The sequence below is a fragment of the Kitasatospora sp. NPDC091335 genome (assembly GCF_044757205.1).
Lineage (GTDB): Bacteria > Actinomycetota > Actinomycetes > Streptomycetales > Streptomycetaceae > Kitasatospora.
The window spans coordinates 1-19,762 of sequence record NZ_JBIVUM010000040.1; the positions used below are offsets into that span (position 1 = coordinate 1).

The following is a 19,762-nucleotide window of genomic DNA, read 5'->3' on the forward strand; positions in this document are numbered from 1 at the left end:
ACCACCGCCACACCGTGCACCCGGTGCTCACCCAGCCACCCGTGCGACTGCAACGACACCCGACCGGCCAGCACCACACCGTCCGAGCCCGGCAGATCAACCACCGCACCCACCAGCGGATGACCGGTGCTCCCGAGACCAAGGCTGGTCACGTCCCCGGCCGCAGCCGTCGAACCGAGCCAGAACCGCTCGCGCTGGAACGCGTAGGTCGGCAGGTCCACCCGCCGGCCGCCGCGACCGGCGAACACGCCGTCCCAGTCGAGCGACGCGCCACGGGCGTGCAGGCCGGTGACGGCTTCGGTGAAGGACAGCGCCTCGGGGCGGTCCTTGCGCAGGACGGGGGCGAAGTGGCCCTCGGTGATCTCCTGCGCCAGAGCCGACAGGGTGCCGTCCGGACCCAGCTCCAGGAACGTGGTGACACCCTGCTCCGCCAGATACTCGACGCCGTCGGCGAAGCGCACAGCCTCGCGGACGTGGCGCACCCAGTACTCGGGCGAGGTCAGCTCGGTCGCCAACTCACCCGTCACATTCGAGACGACGGCGAACTTCGGCTCGGAGTAGGTGAGTTCGGACGCGACCGAGCGGAACGCGGCCAGCATCGGCTCCATCCGCGGCGAGTGGAACGCGTGGCTCACCCGCAGCTGACGCCCCCGACGCCCCTGCGCCTTCCAGTGCCCCAGCACCTCCAGCACCGCGGCCTCGTCGCCCGAAACCACCACCGACGTCGGCCCGTTGACCGCCGCCACGGCGATCTCCGACTCCCGGCCCGCCAGCAGCGGCAGGATCTCGGCCTCGGTCGCCTCGATGGCAGCCATCGCACCACCCGTGGGCAGGGCCTGCATCAGCCGGCCACGCGCCTCGACCAACTTCGCCGCATCCGCCAGTGACAGCACACCCGCGACATGCGCGGCCGCGATCTCACCCACGGAGTGACCCACCAGGAAGTCCGGAGTCAGCCCCCACGAATCCACCAGACGGAACAGCGACACCTCGACGGCGAACAGCGCCGCCTGCGTGTAAGCGGTCTGGTCCAGCAGCTCCGAAGCCTCGAACACCACGTCCTTCAACGGGAATTCGAAGCGGGCACACACCTCGTCGAACGCCGCAGCGAACACCGGGAACGCGTCATACAGCTCCCGCCCCATGCCGGTCCGCTGGCTCCCCTGGCCCGTGAACAGGAACGCCACCTTGCCACGGCTCACCGAACCGCCGGACGCCTCGCCACTCGCCAGGCCTGCCAGCCCGGCCAGCAGCTCGCCCCGGCTCGAACCCGACACCACCGCACGGTGGTCGAAGCGGGAGCGCGACAGCGCCAGCGAGTACCCGATGTCCGTGAGCGGCAGCTCCGGCCGCCGCTCCACGAACGCCGCCAGCCGCCCGGCCTGCGCCCGCAGCGCCGCCTCCGACTTGCCCGACACCACCCACGGCAGCGGAGCGTCGACCGTCACCTCGGTCATCCCGACCGGCCCGGCCTCCGGAGCCTGTTCCAGCAGCACGTGCGCGTTGGTGCCGCTCATCCCGAAGGAGGAGACGGCGCAGCGCCGGGGCCGCTCGGTCTCCGGCCACTTCCGGGCCTCGGTGAGCAGCCGGACCGCACCCGACGACCAGTCCACCTCGGGGGTGGGCTCGTCCACGTGCAGGGTCTGCGGCAGGATGCCCTCCTGCATCGCGAAGACCATCTTGATGATGCTCGCGACACCCGAAGCGGCCTGGCTGTGGCCGAGGTTGGACTTGTGCGAGCCGATCCACAGCGGCTCGCCGCCCTCGCGGCCCTGGCCGTACGTGGCCAGCAGCGCCTGGGCCTCGATCGGGTCGCCCAGCCGGGTGCCCGTGCCGTGCGCCTCGACCACGTCCACGTCGCCGGTGGTCAGCCCGGCGTTGCTCAGCGCCCGCCGGATGACCCGCTGCTGCGCGGGGCCGTTCGGCGCGGTCAGGCCGTTGGAGGCGCCGTCCTGGTTGAGGGCGGTACCCCGGACGACGGCCAGCACCCGGTGCCCGTTGCGCCGCGCGTCCGACAGCCGCTCGACGAGCAGCATGCCGACGCCCTCGGCCCAGCCCGTGCCGTCCGCCGCCGCCGCGAAGGGCTTGCAGCGGCCGTCGCCGGCCAGGCCGCGCTGGCGGGAGAACTCCAGGAAGGTGTCCGGGGTCGACATCACGGTGACGCCGCCCGCGAGCGCGAGCGTGCACTCGCCGCGCCGCAGCGCCTGCACGGCCTGGTGCAGCGCGACCAGCGAGGAGGAGCACGCCGTGTCGATCGACACCGCCGGGCCCTCCAGGCCCAGGGTGTAGGAGATCCGGCCGGAGGCGACGCTGCCCGAGTTCCCGGTGCTGAGGTAGCCCGCCAGGCTGTCGATGGCCTGGACGGAGCCGGTGTAGTAGTCCGAGGTCATCACGCCGGCGAAGACACCGGTCTGGCTGCCCCGCACGGAAGCCGGGTCGATGCCGGCCCGCTCGAACGCCTCCCAGGAGACCTCCAGCAGCAGCCGCTGCTGCGGGTCCATGGCCAGCGCCTCACGCGGCGAGATCCCGAAGAAGGACGGGTCGAACTCCCCCACGTCGTAGAGGAATCCGCCCTCCACCGAGACGGACTTGCCGAACGCGTCCGGGTCCGGGTCGTACAGGCCCTCGACGTCCCAGCCGCGGTTCGTCGGGAACCCGGCGATCGCGTCGGTGCCGTCCGCGATCAGCTGCCACAGCTCCTCGGGCGTGGTGACCCCGCCCGGGTAGCGGCAGGCCATGCCGACGATCGCGATCGGCTCGGTCGCAGCGCCGACGAGCTGCCGGTTCTGCTGCTTGAGACTCTCGGTCTCCTTGATCGACGCACGCAGCGCCTCGACGAGTTGTGCCTGGGACGTTGTCATCAAGAGCTCCACACATCAGCCATCAGGAGTCGGAGTTTCCGAGCGCCATACGGATCAGGTCCTCGGTGTCCATCGCGTCGATCCCGTCGATCGCTCCGGTCGCGTCGGCCTCCTCGGCCGCCGTCTCCCCACCCCCGAGGTTTGCCAGGTCAAGCAGGAGGTCCAGCACGCCGGCGGCCCGGAAGCGGTCCAGCGGGATGGCCGCGAGCGCGGTGCGGATCCGGGTCTCCTCCGGGTCCGCGTCGTCCGCCGCGTCGTCCGGCACCAGCTCGGCCCGCAGGTGGGCGGTGAGCGCGGCGGGCGTCGGGTAGTCGAAGACCAGCGTCGCCGGCAGCTTCAGCCCGGTGGCCGCGTTGAGGCGGTTGCGCAGCTCGACCGCGGTGAGCGAGTCGAAGCCGAGCTCCTTGAACGCGCGGCCCGGCTCCAGCGCGGCCCCGCCGCCGTGGCCGAGGACGGCCGCGACGTGGGTGCCGACCAGGTCGGTCAGCACGGCGTCCCGCTCCTCGCCCGGCAGGGCGGCGAGCCGCTCCGCGAGCGACACCGGACCGGTGGCGGTCCCGCCGGTGGCCGCCGTGCGCCGGCCGGCGCCGCGGCGCAGCCCGCGCAGCAGCGGGTCGTCCGCGCCGTCCGAGAGGAGCTTCGCGAAGTCGAGGCGCATCGGCGAGAGCACCGGGCGGCCCGACACGTGGGCCGCGTCGAACAGCGCCATGCCCAGGTCCGCCGTGAGCGGCAGCATGCCGCCGCGCTCCATCCGCTGGACGTCGGCCTCGGTGAGGTGGCCGGTGATGCCGCTGCGCTGCTCCCAGAAGCCCCACTGGAGGGAGACTCCCGCGAGCCCCCTGGCCCGGCGGTGCTGGGCGAGGGCGTCGAGGAAGGTGTTGCCCGCGACGTAGTTGCCCTGCCCGGCCTCGCCGAACATGGCGGCGGCCGAGGAGAAGAGCACGAAGGCCGCCAGGCCCATGGACTCCGTCAGCTCGTGCAGGTGGAGCGCCGCGTCGACCTTGGGACGCAGCACCCGGCCGAGCCGCTCCGGGCTGAGCGAGCCGATCGTGGCGTCGTCGATCACACCGGCGGTGTGGACGACGGCCGTGAGCGGGTGCTCGGCCGGAACCGACTTCAGCAGGGCCTCGACCGCCGAACGGTCCGTCACGTCGCAGGCGACGACCTCGACCCGGGCGCCGAGCTCGGTGAGCTCGGCCACCAGCTCGGGGGCGCCCTCGGCGTCGAGACCGCGCCGGCTGGTCAGCACGAGGTTGCGCAGCCCGTGCCCGGTGACCAGGTGGCGGGCCACCAGGGCACCGAGGGTGCCGGTGCCGCCGGTGATCAGCGCGGTGCCGGCGCGGTCCAGCTCGGCCGGCACGGCGGTGCCCACCCCGACGACCGGGACCCTGGACAGCCGGCGGGCCGACACCCGGGTGCCGCGCACCGCCAGCTCGGGCTCCCCGGTGGCGACGGCCGCCGCCAGCAGCTCGGCGGTCAGCTCGTTGCTGCACACGTCCAGCAGGACGAGCCGGTCCGGGTTCTCGCGCTGCGCCGAGCGGAGCAGGCCCCACACGGCGGCGTGCGCCAGGTCGGTCACGTCCTCGTCCGGCCCGGTGGCCGTGGCGCCCTGGGTCACGACGACCAGGCGCGAGTCCGCGAACCGTTCCTCGGCCAGCCACTCCTGGACGAGACCGAGGGCCCCGTACAGCGCGGTGTGGGTCTCCCGAACGAGTTCGGACGCGTCCCCTCGGTTCGGCGTCGTCGAGCCCAGCGGCACGAACACCAGCTCGGGCACGGCCTCCTCGGCCGCGATCTCCGCCAACTCCGAGTACCAGGTGACCTCGTCGAACGGCAGGCCGCAGGTGTCGCCGCCGAGCACCGCCCAGTCGGCACCGGCACCGGCGTTCCCGCCGGCGGCCGGGGCGAACGGCAGCGCCGCCCACTCCGACTGGAACAGCGACTCGTGGAAGCCGGTACGGCCCGCGGCCAGGCCCTCGGCGGTCACCGGGCGGCGCTCCAGCGAGGCGACGGCCGCCACGGGCGCGCCCGCGCCGTCGGCGATCTGCACCGACAGGGCCTTCGTTCCCTCACCGCCGCGGACGATGCGCACCCGCAGCAGCGAGGCGCCGGTGGCGAACAGCGTCAGGCCGTTCCAGGCGGCGGGAAGGGCGATCCGGCCGTCGGCCGCGGTGAACGCGTCCAGCAGCACGGGGTGCAGGGCCGCGTCGAGCAGTGCCGGGTGAACGCCGAAGCCGTCGACCGCCACGCCCTCGGGGAGGGCGACCTCGGCGAACAGCTCGTCGCCACGGCGCCAGGCGGCCCGCAGGCCCTGGAACACCGGGCCGTGGACGGCGCCGAGGCCGGCGAGATCGGCGTACACGCCGTCGGTCTCGATCACCTCGGCGTCCTTCGGCGGCCAGGCCGCCAGGTCGAACCCGGCCGCCGGAGCGGCCCCGGTCAGCGCGCCCTCGGCGTGCCGCGTCCACGGCGTGCCCGCCTCCGCGTCGTCCGGCTGCGAGAAGACCGCCACCCGACGGCGCCCGTCCGGGCCGGCCGGGTCGACCGTCACCCGCACGGCGACACCGCCGCGCTCGGGCAGCACCAGCGGCGCCTGCACGGCCAGCTCCGCGACGGCGCCGGAGCCGACCTGGTCGGCGGCGTGCACCGCCAGCTCGGCCAGCACCGACCAGGGCAGCAGCGCCGCGCCCAGCACGGTGTGATCGGCCAGCCAGGCGTGCGACTGGAGGGAGAGCCGGCCGGTGAGGACCACCGTGTCCGACTCCGGCAGTGTGATCGCCGCACCGAGCAGCGGGTGCCCGGTGGCGGCCTGGCCGAGACCGGTGGCGCTGCCGAGCGTGGCGACGGGCTCCAGCCAGTAGTTCTCGTGCTGGAAGGCGTAGGTCGGCAGGTCGATGCGGCGCGCGCCGCGACCGGCGAACACGCCGTCCCAGTCGAGTTCGGCGCCGCGGGCGTGGAGGCCGGTGACGGCCTGGGTGAAGGACAGCGCCTCCGGGCGGTCCCTGCGCAGGACCGGGGCGAAGTGGCCGTCCGTGATCTCCTGCGCCAGAGCCGACAGGGTTCCGTCCGGACCCAGCTCCAGGAAGTCGGTGACGCCCTGGGCGGCCAGGTACGCGATGCCGTCGGCGAAGCGCACAGCCTCGCGGACGTGGCGCACCCAGTACTCGGGGGACGTCAGATCGGTGGCGAGCTCGCCGGTGACGTTGGAGACGACGGAGAACTTCGGCTCGGAGTAGGTGAGTTCGGACGCCAGCACGCGGAAATCGGCCAGCATCGGCTCCATCCGCGGCGAGTGGAACGCGTGGCTCACCCGCAGCTGACGGCCCTTACGACCCCGCGCCTTCCAGCGCTCCAGCACCTCCAGGACGGCGGCCTCGTCACCCGAAACCACCACCGACGTCGGCCCGTTGACCGCCGCGACGGCGATCTCCGACTCCCGGCCCGCCAGCAGCGGCAACACCTCGGCCTCAGTGGCCTGGATCGCCGCCATGGTGCCGCCCTCGGGCAGCGCCTGCATCAGCCGGCCACGAGCCTCGACCAGCTTCGCCGCATCGTCCAGGGAAAGGACCCCGGCGACGTGGGCAGCAGCGATCTCACCGACCGAGTGACCGACCAGGAAGTCGGGCTTCAAGCCCCACGACTCGACCAGACGGAACAGCGCAACCTCGACGGCGAACAGCGCCGCCTGCGTGTACGCCGTCTGATCCAGCAGCTCCGAAGCCTCGAACACCACGTCCCTCAACGGGAATTCGAACCTGGCGCACACCTCGTCGAAGGCGGCGGCAAAGGTCGGGAAGGCGTCGTACAGCTCCCGGCCCATCCCCGTCCGCTGGCTCCCCTGTCCGGTGAACAGGAACGCGAGCTTGCCACGGCTCACCGAAGCGCCGGACGCCTCACCGCTCGCCAGACCTGCGAGCCCGGCCAGCAGCTCCTCCCGGCTCGCACCCGACACCACCGCACGCTGCTCGAACCGGGCACGCGACACCGCCAGCGAGTACCCGACGTCCGTGAGCGACAACTCCGGCCGCTCCCCGACGAAGGAAGCCAACCGCGCGGCCTGGTCCCGCAGTGCGGTCTCGGTCCTGCCCGACACCACCCACGACACCGGAGCGGTGACGGTGGCCTCCGCCACCTCGACCGGCGCGCTGTCCGGAGCCTGCTCCAGGATCACGTGCGCGTTGGTGCCACCGATACCGAAGGAGGAGACGGCGGAACGCCGGGCCCGGTCCACCGCCGGCCACGCGCGGGCCTCGGTCAGCAGCTCCACCGAGCCGGCCGACCAGTCGACCTCGGGGGTCGGCTCGTCCACGTGCAGGGTCTGCGGCAGGTAGCCCTCCCGCATCGCCATGACCATCTTGATCACGCCGGCGACGCCCGAAGCGGCCTGGCTGTGGCCGAGGTTGGACTTCACCGAGCCCAGCCACAGCGGCTCGCCGCCCTCACGGCCCTGACCGTACGTGGCCAGCAGCGCCTGTGCCTCGATCGGGTCGCCCAGACGGGTACCCGTCCCGTGCGCCTCCACCACGTCCACCTCGGTGGCCGCAAGCCCGGCACCCGCCAGCGCCTGCCGGATCACCCGCTGCTGCGACGGACCGTTCGGCGCCGTCAGACCGTTCGACGCACCGTCCTGGTTCACCGCCGAACCCCGCACCACCGCAAGCACCTTGTGACCGTTGCGCCGCGCGTCCGACAGCCGCTCCACGAGCAGCATGCCGACACCCTCGGCCCAGCCCGTGCCGTCGGCCGCCGCCGCGAAGGCCTTGATCCGGCCGTCGGGCGCCAGACCGCGCTGCCGCGAGAAGTCCACGAAGGTCTCCGGCGTCGCCATGACCGTCACACCGCCGACCAGGGCGAGCGCACACTCCCGCTGGCGCAGCGACTGCACCGCCAGGTGCAGGGCCACCAGCGAGGACGAGCACGCCGTGTCCACCGACACCGCCGGGCCCTCCAGGCCCAGGGTGTAGGAGATCCGGCCGGAGGCCACGCTGCCCGAGTTGCCGGTGCCGAGGTAGCCCTCCAGGCCCTCCGGCGCGGCGTCCCGGCCCGCGTAGTAGTCCGAGCTCATGACACCGGCGAACACGCCGGTCTGGCTGCCGCGCACCGACACCGGGTCGATCCCGGCGTCCTCCAGCGCCTCCCACGACGCCTCCAGCAGCAGGCGCTGCTGCGGGTCGGTGGCCAGCGCCTCGCGCGGCGAGATCCCGAAGAACGCCGGGTCGAAGTCGCCCGCGCTCTCCAGGAAGCCGCCGACCCGCGCGTAGGTCGTGCCGGCCCGGTCGGGGTCGGCGTCGAAGAGGGTGTCCAGGTCCCAGCCGCGGTCGGTCGGGAAGTCCGTCAGGCCCTCCCGGCCCGCGAGGAGCAGTTGCCACAGCTCCTCGGGCGAGCCGGCGCCGCCCGGGTAGCGGCAGCTCATGCCGACGATCACGATCGGGTCGTCGGCCACACCCGGGGTGACGGCCACGGCCTCGACGGCGACCGCCGCCTGGTCGTCCCCGTCGCCGAGCACCTCCGCGCGGACGAACTCCACCAGCGCGGCCGGCGTCGGGTAGTCGAACACCAGCGTGGCCGGGAGGCGCAGGCCGGTGGCGCCGTTGAGCCGGTTGCGCAGCTCGACGGCGGTCAGCGAGTCGAAGCCCAGCTCCTTGAACGGCCGGCCGACCTCGACGGTGTGCGCCCCGCCGTGGCCGAGCACCGCCGCGACGTGGGTCTGCACCAGGGTGAGCAGCGCCGCGTCCCGCTCGCCGGGGGTCAGTGCGGCCAGGCGCGTCGCCAGGTCCGAACCGCCCACCGCGGGCCCGGTGCGGACGGTGCGGCGCGCGGGGGCGCCGACCAGTCGGTGCAGCAGCGCGGGCACCGGGGCGCCCTGGGCGCGCAGCCCGGTGATGTCCAGCGGGATCGGGACGAGGGTCGGCTCGGTGCCGCGCACGGCGGCGTCGAACATCGCGAGCCCCAGCTCCGAGGGGAGCGGGATGGTGCCGGCCCGCCGCATGCGTTCGAGGTCGGCCTGCGAGAGGTGACCGGTGATGCCGCTGCGCTGCTCCCAGAAGCCCCAGGCCAGCGAGGTGGCGGCCAGGCCCTGCGCGCGGCGGTAGGAGGCGAGCGCGTCCAGGAAGGTGTTCGCGGCCGCGTAGTTCCCCTGACCGGCCTCGCCGAAGACACCGGCGGCGGAGGAGAACAGTGCGAAGACGGACAGGTCCAGCTCGCGGGTCAGCTCGTGCAGGTTGACCGCCGCGTCCACCTTCGGACGCAGCACCGTGTCGAGCCGCTCGGGGGTGAGCGAGTCGATCACGCCGTCGTCCAGCACACCGGCGGTGTGCACGACGCCGGTGAGCGGGTGCTCGGCGGGAACGGTGGCCAGCAGGGCGGCGAGCGCCTCCCGGTCGGCGGCGTCGCACGCGGCGACCTCCACCTCGGCCGCGCCCAACTCGACCAGCTCGTCCGCCAGTTCCCGCGCGCCCTCGGCGGCCAGGCCGCGACGGCTGGTCAGCACGAGGCGGCGGACGCCGTGCTCGGTGACCAGGTGGCGCGCGACCAGCGAACCCAGCGCACCCGTACCGCCGGTGACCAGCACCGTGCCGGCCGCGTCGATCACGGCGTCGTTCACGGCGTCGTTCACGGCGTCGGCACCGTCGCCGGACCCGGCACGGTCGCCGGTCTCCGGGGCGAAGCGGGCCAGGCGCGGGACAAGGACCTTGCCGCCGCGCAGGGCCACCTGCTCCTCGCCCGTGGCGACGGCGGCCAGCAGCCGGTCGGCGCGCAGGGCGTCGAAGCCGCGGTCGGTGTCGACCAGGACGAAGCGGTCCGGGTTCTCCGCCTGGGCGGAACGCACCAGACCCCAGACCGGCGCGTTGACCAGGTCCTCGACACCCCCGGCCACGGCGACCGCGCCACGGGTGACGAACACCAGACGCGAGTCGGCGAAGCGCTCCTCGGCCAGCCAGCCCTGCAACAGGCCCAGCGCCCGGTGAACTGCCCCACGGGCCTCGTCCGCCGTGTCCGCCGTGTCCGCACCGGCTGTTCCGGCGACGGCCGGCGACACGAACACCACGCCCGGCACGGCGCCCGCCTCGGCCAGCTCCGTGAGCCCCGCGAAACCGGTGAATCCGGTACGGCCGGTGGAACCGATCACCGCCGCCGGACCGGCGGCACCCGCCGCCACGGCCGCGGTCTCCTGCCACTCCACCCGGAACAGCGCGTCGTGGAACTCACCACGCCGGGCCGCCACCAGCTCGTCCGCCGACGCCTCGCGCCAGCCGATCGCCGCCGCCGAGAACACCGGCGAGCCCGACTCGTCCGACGCGTCCAGCGAGCCGCCCGACAGTCGCACCCGCAGAGCGGTCGCACCGGTGGCGAAGAGGGAGACGCCGGTCCACCCGGAGGCGATCCTGGCCGCCTGCCCTTCCAGCGGCAGCACCTGGAGGGCCGCCTCCAGCAGCGCGGGGTGAAGGCCGAAGCCCTCCGCCGACACGCCCTCGGGGAGCACGACCTCGACGAAGAGGTCACCGGCGAGCCGCCAGGCGGCCCGGACTCCCGGCAGCTCCGACGCCACCGGCTGGGCACCCTTCGGCGGCCAGACCGACAGGTCGAAGGACCCGGCAGCGACGGAATCGGTCAGCATGCCGGTCGCGTTGAGCGCCCACGGCTCGTCCGCCTCGGCGTCCTCGGCGCGGGAGAACACCCGCACCGCGTGACCGCCGGCGTCCTCGTCCGCCTGGACGGTCACCCGCAGAGCGACACCACCGCGCTCGGGCAGGACGAGCGGGGCCGGCAGCGTCAGCTCCCGGAGCGCCCCGGCGCCGACCTGGTCACCGGCGTGGATCGCCAGCTCCACCAGCGCCGACGACGGCACCACGGCCGCGCCCAGCAGCGTGTGCTCGGCAAGCCACGTGTGCGACTGGAGCGACACCCGGCCCGTCAGCAGCACGCCGTCCGAGTCCGGCAGAGCGATCGCCGCGCCCAGCAGCGGGTGCCCCGTCGCGGCCTGGCCCAGACCGGTGGCGTCACCGGTGCCGGAGGACGTCACCTTCAGCCAGAAGTGCTCGTGCTGGAAGGCGTACGTCGGCAGGTCGACACGGCGTGCGCCGCGACCGGCGAAGACGCCGTCCCAGTCGAGCACCGCGCCCCGGGTGTGCAGGCCGGTGACGGCCTGGGTGAAGGTCTGGGTCTCGGGGCGGTCCTTGCGCAGGACCGGGGCGAAGTGGCCGTCCGTGATCTCCTGGGCGAGGGCCGACAGGGTGCCGTCGGGGCCCAGCTCCAGGAAGTCGGTGACGCCCTGGGCGGCCAGGTACGCGATGCCGTCGGCGAAGCGCACAGCCTGACGGACGTGGCGCACCCAGTACTCGGGGGACGTCAGCTCGGTCGCCGGCTCACCGGTCACGTTGGAGACCACCGCGAACTGCGGCTCCGAGTAAGTGAGTTCGGACGCCACGGCGCGGAACTCGGCCAGCATCGGCTCCATCCGCGGCGAGTGGAACGCGTGACTCACCCGCAGCTGACGGCCCTTGCGGCCCTCGCTCTTCCAGTACTCCAGCACCTCAAGCACAGCGGCCTCGTCACCCGAAACCACCACCGAGGAAGGCCCGTTGACCGCCGCGACAGCGATCTCCGACTCCCGGCCCGCCAGCAGCGGCAGCACCTCGGCCTCGGTGACCTGGATCGCCGCCATCGTGCCGCCCTCGGGCAGCGCCTGCATCAGCCGGCCACGCGCCTCCACCAGCTTCGCCGCATCCTCCAGCGACAGCACACCGGCAACGTGTGCAGCAGCGATCTCACCCACGGAGTGACCGACCAGGAAGTCGGGCTTCAGACCCCACGACTCCACCAGGCGGAACAGCGCGACCTCGACGGCGAACAGCGCCGCCTGCGTGTACGCGGTCTGGTCCAGCAGCTCCGAAGCCTCGAACACCACGTCCTTCAACGGGAATTCGAACCTGACACACACCTCGTCGAAGGCGGCGGCGAACACCGGGAACGCCGCGTACAGCTCCCGGCCCATCCCCGCCCGCTGGCTGCCCTGCCCCGTGAACAGGAACGCCAGCTTCCCGTAGGCCGCGGTCTCCGTGCCCGACTCACCAGCCGCCAGACCCGCCAGCCCGGCCAGCAGATCCTCACGGCTCGCACCCGACACCACCGCACGGTGGTCGAAGCGGGAGCGCGACAGCGCCAGCGAGTACCCGACGTCCGTGAGCGACAGCTCCGGCCGCTCCCCGACGAAGGAAGCCAGCCGCCCGGCCTGCGCCCGCAGCGCCGCCTCCGACTTGCCCGACACCACCCACGACACCGGAGCGTCGACCGTCACCTCGTCGGCCTCGACGGCCTTCTCGACGGGCGCCTGCTCCAGGATCACGTGCGCGTTGGTCCCGCTCAGGCCGAACGAGGACACACCGGCCCGGCGCGGACGCCCGACCTTCGGCCAGTCCCGCGCCTCCGTCAGCAGCTCCACCGAACCCGCGGACCAGTCCACCTCGGGCGTGGGCCCGTCGACGTTCAGGGTCTGCGGCAGGTGGCCCTCCTGCATCGCCTTGATCATCTTGATCACGCCGGCGACACCGGCTGCGGCCTGTGTGTGGCCGATGTTGGACTTCACCGAGCCCAGCCAGAGCGGCTCGCCGCCCTCACGCTCCTGGCCATAGGTGGCCAGCAGCGCCTGCGCCTCGATCGGGTCGCCCAGACGGGTACCCGTCCCGTGCGCCTCCACCACGTCCACCTCGGTGGCCGCAAGCCCGGCACCCGCCAGCGCCTGCCGGATCACCCGCTGCTGCGAGGGACCGTTCGGCGCCGTCAGACCGTTCGACGCACCGTCCTGGTTCACCGCCGAACCCCGCACCACCGCAAGCACCTTGTGCCCGCTGCGCCGCGCGTCCGACAACCGCTCCACGAGCAGCATGCCCACGCCCTCGCCCCAGTTGGTGCCGTCGGCGGCCGCCGCGAAGGCCTTGATCCGGCCGTCGGAGGCCAGACCGCGCTGGCGCGAGAAGTCCACGAAGGTGTCCGGCCCGGCCATCACGGTGACGCCGCCGACCAGGGCCATCGAGCAGTCGCCCTGCCGCAGCGACTGCACCGCCAGGTGCAGCGCGACCAGCGAGGACGAGCACGCCGTGTCCACCGACACCGCCGGGCCCTCCAGGCCCAGCGCGTACGAGACGCGGCCGGAGGCGACGCTGCCGGAGGTGCCCGTGCTGAGGTAGCCCTCAAGCTCCTCGGGGACGGACTGGAGGCCGGGGAAGTAGTCGGTGGCCATCACACCGGCGAAGACACCGGTCTGGCTGCCCTGAAGCTCGTTCGGGTCGATCCCGGCGCTCTCCAGCGCCTCCCAGGCCGCCTCCAGCAGCAGGCGCTGCTGCGGGTCGGTGGCCAGCGCCTCGCGCGGCGAGATCCCGAAGAACGCCGGGTCGAAGTCCCCCGCGCTCTCCAGGAAGCCGCCGACCCGGACGTAGGTCGTGCCGGCCGTGGCCGGGTCCGGGTCGTACAGGCCCTCGACGTCCCAGCCGCGCTCGGCCGGGAACGGCACCAGGCCGTCGCGGCCGTCGGCCACCAGCTGCCACAGCTCCTCGGGGGAGGTCACCCCGCCCGCGAAGCGGCAGCTCATGCCGACGATCACGATCGGGTCCTCGGCGGCGGTGACCGTACGGGCGGCGGCCGATGCGACCACCGGGGCCGCCCCGACCACCTCCGCCCGCAGGAAGTCCACCAGGGCGGCGGGCGTCGGGTAGTCGAACACCAGCGTCGCCGGCAGCTTCAGCCCGGTCTCCGCGTTGAGGCGGTTGCGCAGCTCGACCGCGGTGAGCGAGTCGAAGCCCAGCTCCTTGAACGCGCGCTTGGGCGCGATCGCCTCCCCGCCGCTGTGGCCGAGCGCGGCGGCGACGTGCGCACGGACCAGGTCGAACAGCACGCTGTTCTGCTCGTCCTCGGCGAGCCCGGCGAGCCGGCGGCCCAGCGACGAGGAGTCGGCGCGGGCCGCCCTCCCGCTCGCGACGCGGCGGACGGGCGCACCGACCAGGCCGTGCAGCAGCCCCGGCAGAGCAGCCGCGCCCTGGCGGCGCAGGGCGGCCAGGTCCAGCGGCATCGGCACCAGCGCGGCCGTGTCGGCCCGGAGAGCGGCGTCGAGCAGCGCCATGCCGAACTCCGAGGAGATCGGCACCATGCCCGAGCGCTTGATGCGCTCCGTGTCGGCCTGCGAGAGGTGACCGGTGAGGCCGCTGCGTTGCTCCCAGAAGCCCCAGGCCAGCGAGGTGGCGGCCAGGCCCTGCGAGCGGCGGTAGGAGGCGAGCGCGTCCAGGAAGGTGTTCGCCGCCGCGTAGTTGGCCTGACCGGCGTCGCCGAAGACACCGGCGGCGGAGGAGAACAGCACGAACGCCGACAGGTCCAGCTCACGGGTCAGCTCGTGCAGGTTGAGCGCCGCGTCCACCTTCGGGCGCAGCACCGCCGCGAACCGCTCCGGGGTGAGCGAACCGATCACGCCGTCGTCCAGCACACCGGCCGTGTGCACGACCGCGGTGAGCGGGTGCCCGGCGGGAACGGTGGCCAGGAGAGCGGCGAGCGCCTCCCGGTCGGCGGCGTCGCACGCGGCGACCTCCACCTCGGCCGCGCCCAACTCGACCAGCTCGTCCGCCAGTTCCCGCGCACCCTCGGCGGCCAGGCCGCGACGGCTGGTCAGGATGAGGTGACGGACGCCGTGCTCGGTGACCAGGTGGCGCGCGACCAGCGAACCCAGCGCACCCGTACCGCCGGTGACCAGCACCGTGCCGGCCGCGTCCAGCTCGAACCCGCCCCCGGCAACCGGCGTACGGACCAGGCGCGGCACGAAGGCCTTGCCGCCGCGCAGGGCCACCTGCTCCTCGCCCGTGGCGACGGCGGCCAGCAGCCGGTCGGCCCCCAGCTCGCCGAGACCGCGGTCGGTGTCGACCAGGACGAAGCGGTCCGGGTTCTCCGCCTGGGCGGAACGCACCAGACCCCAGACCGGCGCGTTGACCAGGTCCTCGACACCCCCGGCCACGGCGACCGCGCCACGGGTGACGAACACCAGACGCGAGTCCGCGAGGCGCTCCTCCGCCAGCCAGGCCTGCACCAGCGCCAGCGCGTCCAGCGCCGACCAGTGGACAGCGGCCACCAGGTCGTCGCCCTCGGACGACGCCACCGGCACGAACACCAGCTCCGGCACCGAGCCGGCCGCGGCCAGCTCCGCCGGTCCGGCGAACGCGGCGCCACCGGCGAGAGCGCCGTCCGCCTCGCCGAGCACCGCCCACGAGGCGGTACCGGCGGCGGGCAGCGCCAGCGCCGACCAGTCCAGCCGGAACAGCGCGTCGCGGAACACGTCCCCGCCGAGGGCGAGTTCGTCGGCCGTCGGCTCGTGCCAGGACACCGCCCCAACAGCGAGGACGGGCTCGCCCGAGGCGTCCACGGCGATCAGCGAGCCGCCCGAGAGCCGCACCCGCAGAGCGGTCGCACCGGTGGCGAAGAGGGAGACGCCGGTCCACCCGGAGGCGATCCTGGCCGCCCGCCCGTCCAGCGGCAGCACCTGGAGAGCAGCGTCCAGCAGCGCGGGGTGAAGGCCGAAGCCCTCCGCCGACACGCCCTCGGGAAGCTCGACCTCCGCGTAGTGGGCGTCGCCGAGCTGCCAGGCCGCGCGCACGCCCTGGAAGGCCGGGCCGTAGGCCAGACCCGCCTGCGCGAGGCGCCCGTACAGCGACTCCACGTCCACCTCGCGCGCGCCCTGCGGCGGCCAGACCGACAGGTCGATCCCGACGGCCGGCGCGCCGCCGCCCACCCGGCCGGTCGCGTGGCACACCCACGGCTCGTCGATCCCGGCCGCCTCGTCGCGGGAGTAGACCGCGACCGGACGGAAGCCCTCCTCGTCGGCGCCGTCCACGGCCACCCGCAGGGCGACTCCGCCCTGCTCGGGCAGAACGAGCGGGGCCTGGAGCGCCAGCTCCCGCAGGGCCCCGGCACCGACCTGGTCACCGGCGGCCGTCGCCAGCTCCACGAAGACCGAGCCGGGCACCACGGCGGCGGACAGCAGATCGTGATCGGCGAGCCAGGCGTGCGACTGGAGGGAGAGGCGGCCGGTCAGCAGAACCGTTCCGGTGGCCGGCAGGGACACCGCCGCGCCGAGGATCGGGTGCTCGACCGAGGTCAGCCCGGCGGGTGCCAGGCTGCCGGTGGGCGCCGTCTGCTCCAGCCAGAAGTGCTGGTGCTGGAAGGCGTACGTCGGCAGGTCGACACGGCCCGCGCCGCGACCGGCGAACACGCCGTCCCAGTCGAGTTCGGCGCCTCGGGCGTGCAGGCCGGTGACGGCCTGGGTGAAGGACAGCGCCTCGGGGCGGTCCTTGCGCAGGACCGGGGCGAACACCGAGTCCTCCGCGTCGGCCAGGACGCCCTGGGCGAGAGCGGACAGGGTGCCGTCGGGGCCCAGCTCCAGGAACGTGGTCACGCCCTGAGCGGCGAGGTAGGCGATGCCGTCGGCGAAGCGCACAGCCTCGCGGACGTGGCGCACCCAGTACTCGGGCGAGGTCAGCTCGGTGGCGAGTTCGCCCGTGACATTGGAGACGACGGCGAACTTCGGCTCCGAGTACGTGAGTTCGGACGCCACGACGCGGAACTCGGACAGCATGGGCTCCATGTGCGGCGAGTGGAACGCGTGGCTCACCCGCAGCTGACGACCCCGACGGCCCTTGGCCTTCCAGTGCTCCAGCACCTCAAGGACAGTGGCCTCGTCGCCCGAAACAACCACCGACGTCGGCCCGTTGACGGCGGCCACGGCGATCTCGGCTTCCCGGCCGGCCAACAGCGGCAGCACCTCGGCCTCGGTCGCCTCGATGGCCGCCATCGCACCACCGACGGGCAGCGCCTGCATCAGACGGCCACGCGCCTCCACCAGCTTCGCCGCATCCTCCAGCGACAGCACACCGGCAACGTGGGCGGCAGCGATCTCACCGACCGAGTGGCCGACCAGGAAGTCGGGCTTCAGACCCCAGGACTCGACCAGGCGGAACAGCGCCACCTCGACGGCGAACAGCGCCGCCTGCGTGTACGCGGTCTGGTCCAGCAGCTCCGAAGCCTCGAACACCACGTCCTTCAACGGGAATTCGAAGCGGGCGCACACCTCGTCGAAGGCGGCGGCGAACACCGGGAACGCCGCGTACAGCTCACGCCCCATCCCCGCCCGCTGACTCCCCTGCCCCGTGAACAGGAACGCCAGTGCACCACCGGAGACGACCGACCCCGCGGTCAGCGCGGAAAGGCCCGCCAGCAACTCGTCCCGGCTCGTACCCGAGACGACCGCACGGTGGTCGAAGCGCGCCCGCGACGCCGCCAGCGAGTACCCGACATCCACCGGCGAAAGCTCCGGCCGCTCCCCCACGAAGGAAGCCAGCCGCGCGGCCTGATTCCGCAGCGCCGCCTCGGACTTGCCCGACACCACCCACGACACCGGAGCGTCGACGGTGACCGCGACGGCCTCCGCCGGCTCCTCCACCGGAGCCTGCTCCAGCACCACATGCGCGTTGGTGCCGCTGATGCCGAACGAGGACACGGCCGCCCGGCGCGGACGCCCGACCTCCGGCCAGTCCCGGGCCTCCGTCAGCAGCTCCACCGAACCGGCGGACCAGTCCACCTCGGGCGTCGGCGCGTCGACGTTCAGAGTCCGCGGCATGACGCCGTCACGCAGCGCGTGGACCATCTTGATGATGCCCGCCGCGCCGGCGGCGGCCTGGGTGTGGCCGATGTTGGACTTCACCGAGCCCAGCCACAGCGGCTCGCCGCCCTCGCGCCCCTGCCCGTACGTGGCCAGCAGCGCCTGCGCCTCGATCGGGTCGCCCAGTCGGGTACCCGTCCCGTGCGCCTCCACCACGTCCACGTCGCCCGTGGCCAGACCCGAATCGGCCAGCGCCTGCCGGATCACCCGCTGCTGCGAGGGACCGTTCGGCGCCGTCAGACCGTTCGACGCACCGTCCTGGTTCACCGCCGAACCCCGCACCACCGCAAGCACCTTGTGCCCGTTACGGCGCGCGTCCGACAGCCGCTCCACGAGCAGCATGCCGACACCCTCGCCCCAGATGGTGCCGTCGGCGGCCGCCGCGAAGGCCTTGATCCGGCCGTCCGGCGCCAGCCCGCGCTGCCGCGAGAAGTCCACGAAGGTCTCCGGGGTGGACATGACCGTCACACCGCCGGTGAGGACCAGGGAGGACTCACCGCGCCGCAGCGACTGCACGGCCAGGTGCAGGGCCACCAGCGAGGAGGAGCACGCGGTGTCCACCGACACCGCGGGGCCCTCGAAGCCCAGCGCGTACGAGACGCGGCCGGAGGCGACGCTGCCGGAGGTGCCCGTGCTGAGGTAGCCCTCCAGGTCCTCGGGGACGGCCTGGAGGCTCGGGAAGTAGTCGGTGTTCATCACGCCGGCGAACACGCCGGTCCGGCTGCCGCGCAGCTCGTTCGGGTCGATCCCGGCGCTCTCCAGCGCCTCCCAGGCCGCCTCCAGCAGCAGGCGCTGCTGCGGGTCCATGCCGAGCGCCTCGCGCGGCGAGATGCCGAAGAACTCGGCGTCGAAGTCGGCCGCGGGGACGAAGGCGCCCTCGCGCACGTACGTCGTGCCGACCCGGGTCGGGTCCGCGTCGAAGATCCCCTCGTTGTCCCAGCCGCGGTCGGCCGGGAACGCGGAGAGGCCCTCACCGCCGTCCAGGACCATCCGCCACAGGTCGTCGGGCGAGGCGATGCCGCCCGCGAAGCGGCAGCTCATGCCGACGATCGCGATCGGCTCGTCGTCCACGGCGGTGCGGACGGCCACCGCGGCGTCCTCGTCGGCGGTCGCGCTGCCGAAGGTCTCGGCGAGCAGGTACTCGACGAGGGCGGTGGGGGTCGGGTAGTCGAAGGTGAGGGTCGCGGGCAGGCGCAGCCCGGTGAGGGAGTTGAGCCGGTTGCGCAGCTCGACCGCGCTCAGCGAGTCGAAGCCCAGCTCCTTGAACGCCCGCTTCGGCTCGATCGCCCGGCCGTCGCCGTGGCCGAGCACGGCCGCGACGTGCCCGCGGACGAGGTCCGTCAGGGTGTTCGTCCGCTCGCTGGCGGAGAGTCCGGCGAGCTGGGCGGCGAGGCCGGAGGCACCGCCGGCCGCGGTGGCGCGGCTCGCGACGGCACGGCGGACGGGTGCGCCGACGAGCCCGCGCAGCAGGGCGGGGACGGTGGCGTCGGCGGTGCGGAACGCGGCGAGGTCGAGCACCATCGGGGAGGCGACGGGGAGACCGGCGGACAGCACGGCGTCCAGCAGTTCGAGACCGCGCCCGGTCGGCAGCGGGCTCATGCCCGACCGGCGGATGCGCTCGACGTCCGCGTCCGACAGGCCCTCGGTGATACCGCTGCGCTGCTCCCACAGGCCCCACTGGAGGGCGCCGGCGACCAGGCCCTCCGCGCGGCGTCGGGTGGCGAGCGCGTCCAGGAACGCGTTGGCGGCCGCGTAGTTGCCCTGACCGGCGTCGCCGAACAGGCCCGCCGAGGACGAGAACAGGACGAAGGCCGTCAGCTCCAGGTCCCGGGTCAGCTCGTGGAGGTTGAGCGCCGCGTCCACCTTCGGGCGCAGCACCGCCTCCAGCCGCTCCGGCGACAGCGAGGCCACCAGGCCGTCGTCCAGCACACCGGCCGTGTGCACCACGGCGGTCAGCGGACGGTCCGCCGGAACGGCCTCCAGCAGCCCGGCCAGCGCCTCACGGTCGGCGGCGTCGCAGGCCGCGAACTCCACGCTGGAGGCGCCCAGCGACAGCAGCTCTTCCGTCAGCTCCTGGGCACCCGCGGCGGCGCCACCGCGACGGCTGGTCAGCACCACGTGGCGGACCCCGTGCTCGGTGACGAGGTGGCGGGCCACCAGGCCGCCCAGCGTGCCGGCACCGGTGACCAGCACCGTCCCGGACGGATCG

The 19,762-nt window shown here is 73.9% G+C and carries 2 protein-coding genes; both read right to left on the minus strand.

Going from position 1 to position 19,762, the window contains the following annotated elements:
* On the minus strand, positions 1–2,861 hold a 2,861-nt coding region (locus ACIQOW_RS39555; protein WP_401092826.1), incomplete at its 3' end, for a type I polyketide synthase.
* Positions 2,862–2,883: 22 nt separating this feature from the next.
* Positions 2,884–19,762 (minus strand): SDR family NAD(P)-dependent oxidoreductase (locus ACIQOW_RS39560; protein ID WP_401092828.1); only part of this gene is annotated, 16,879 nt, incomplete at its 5' end.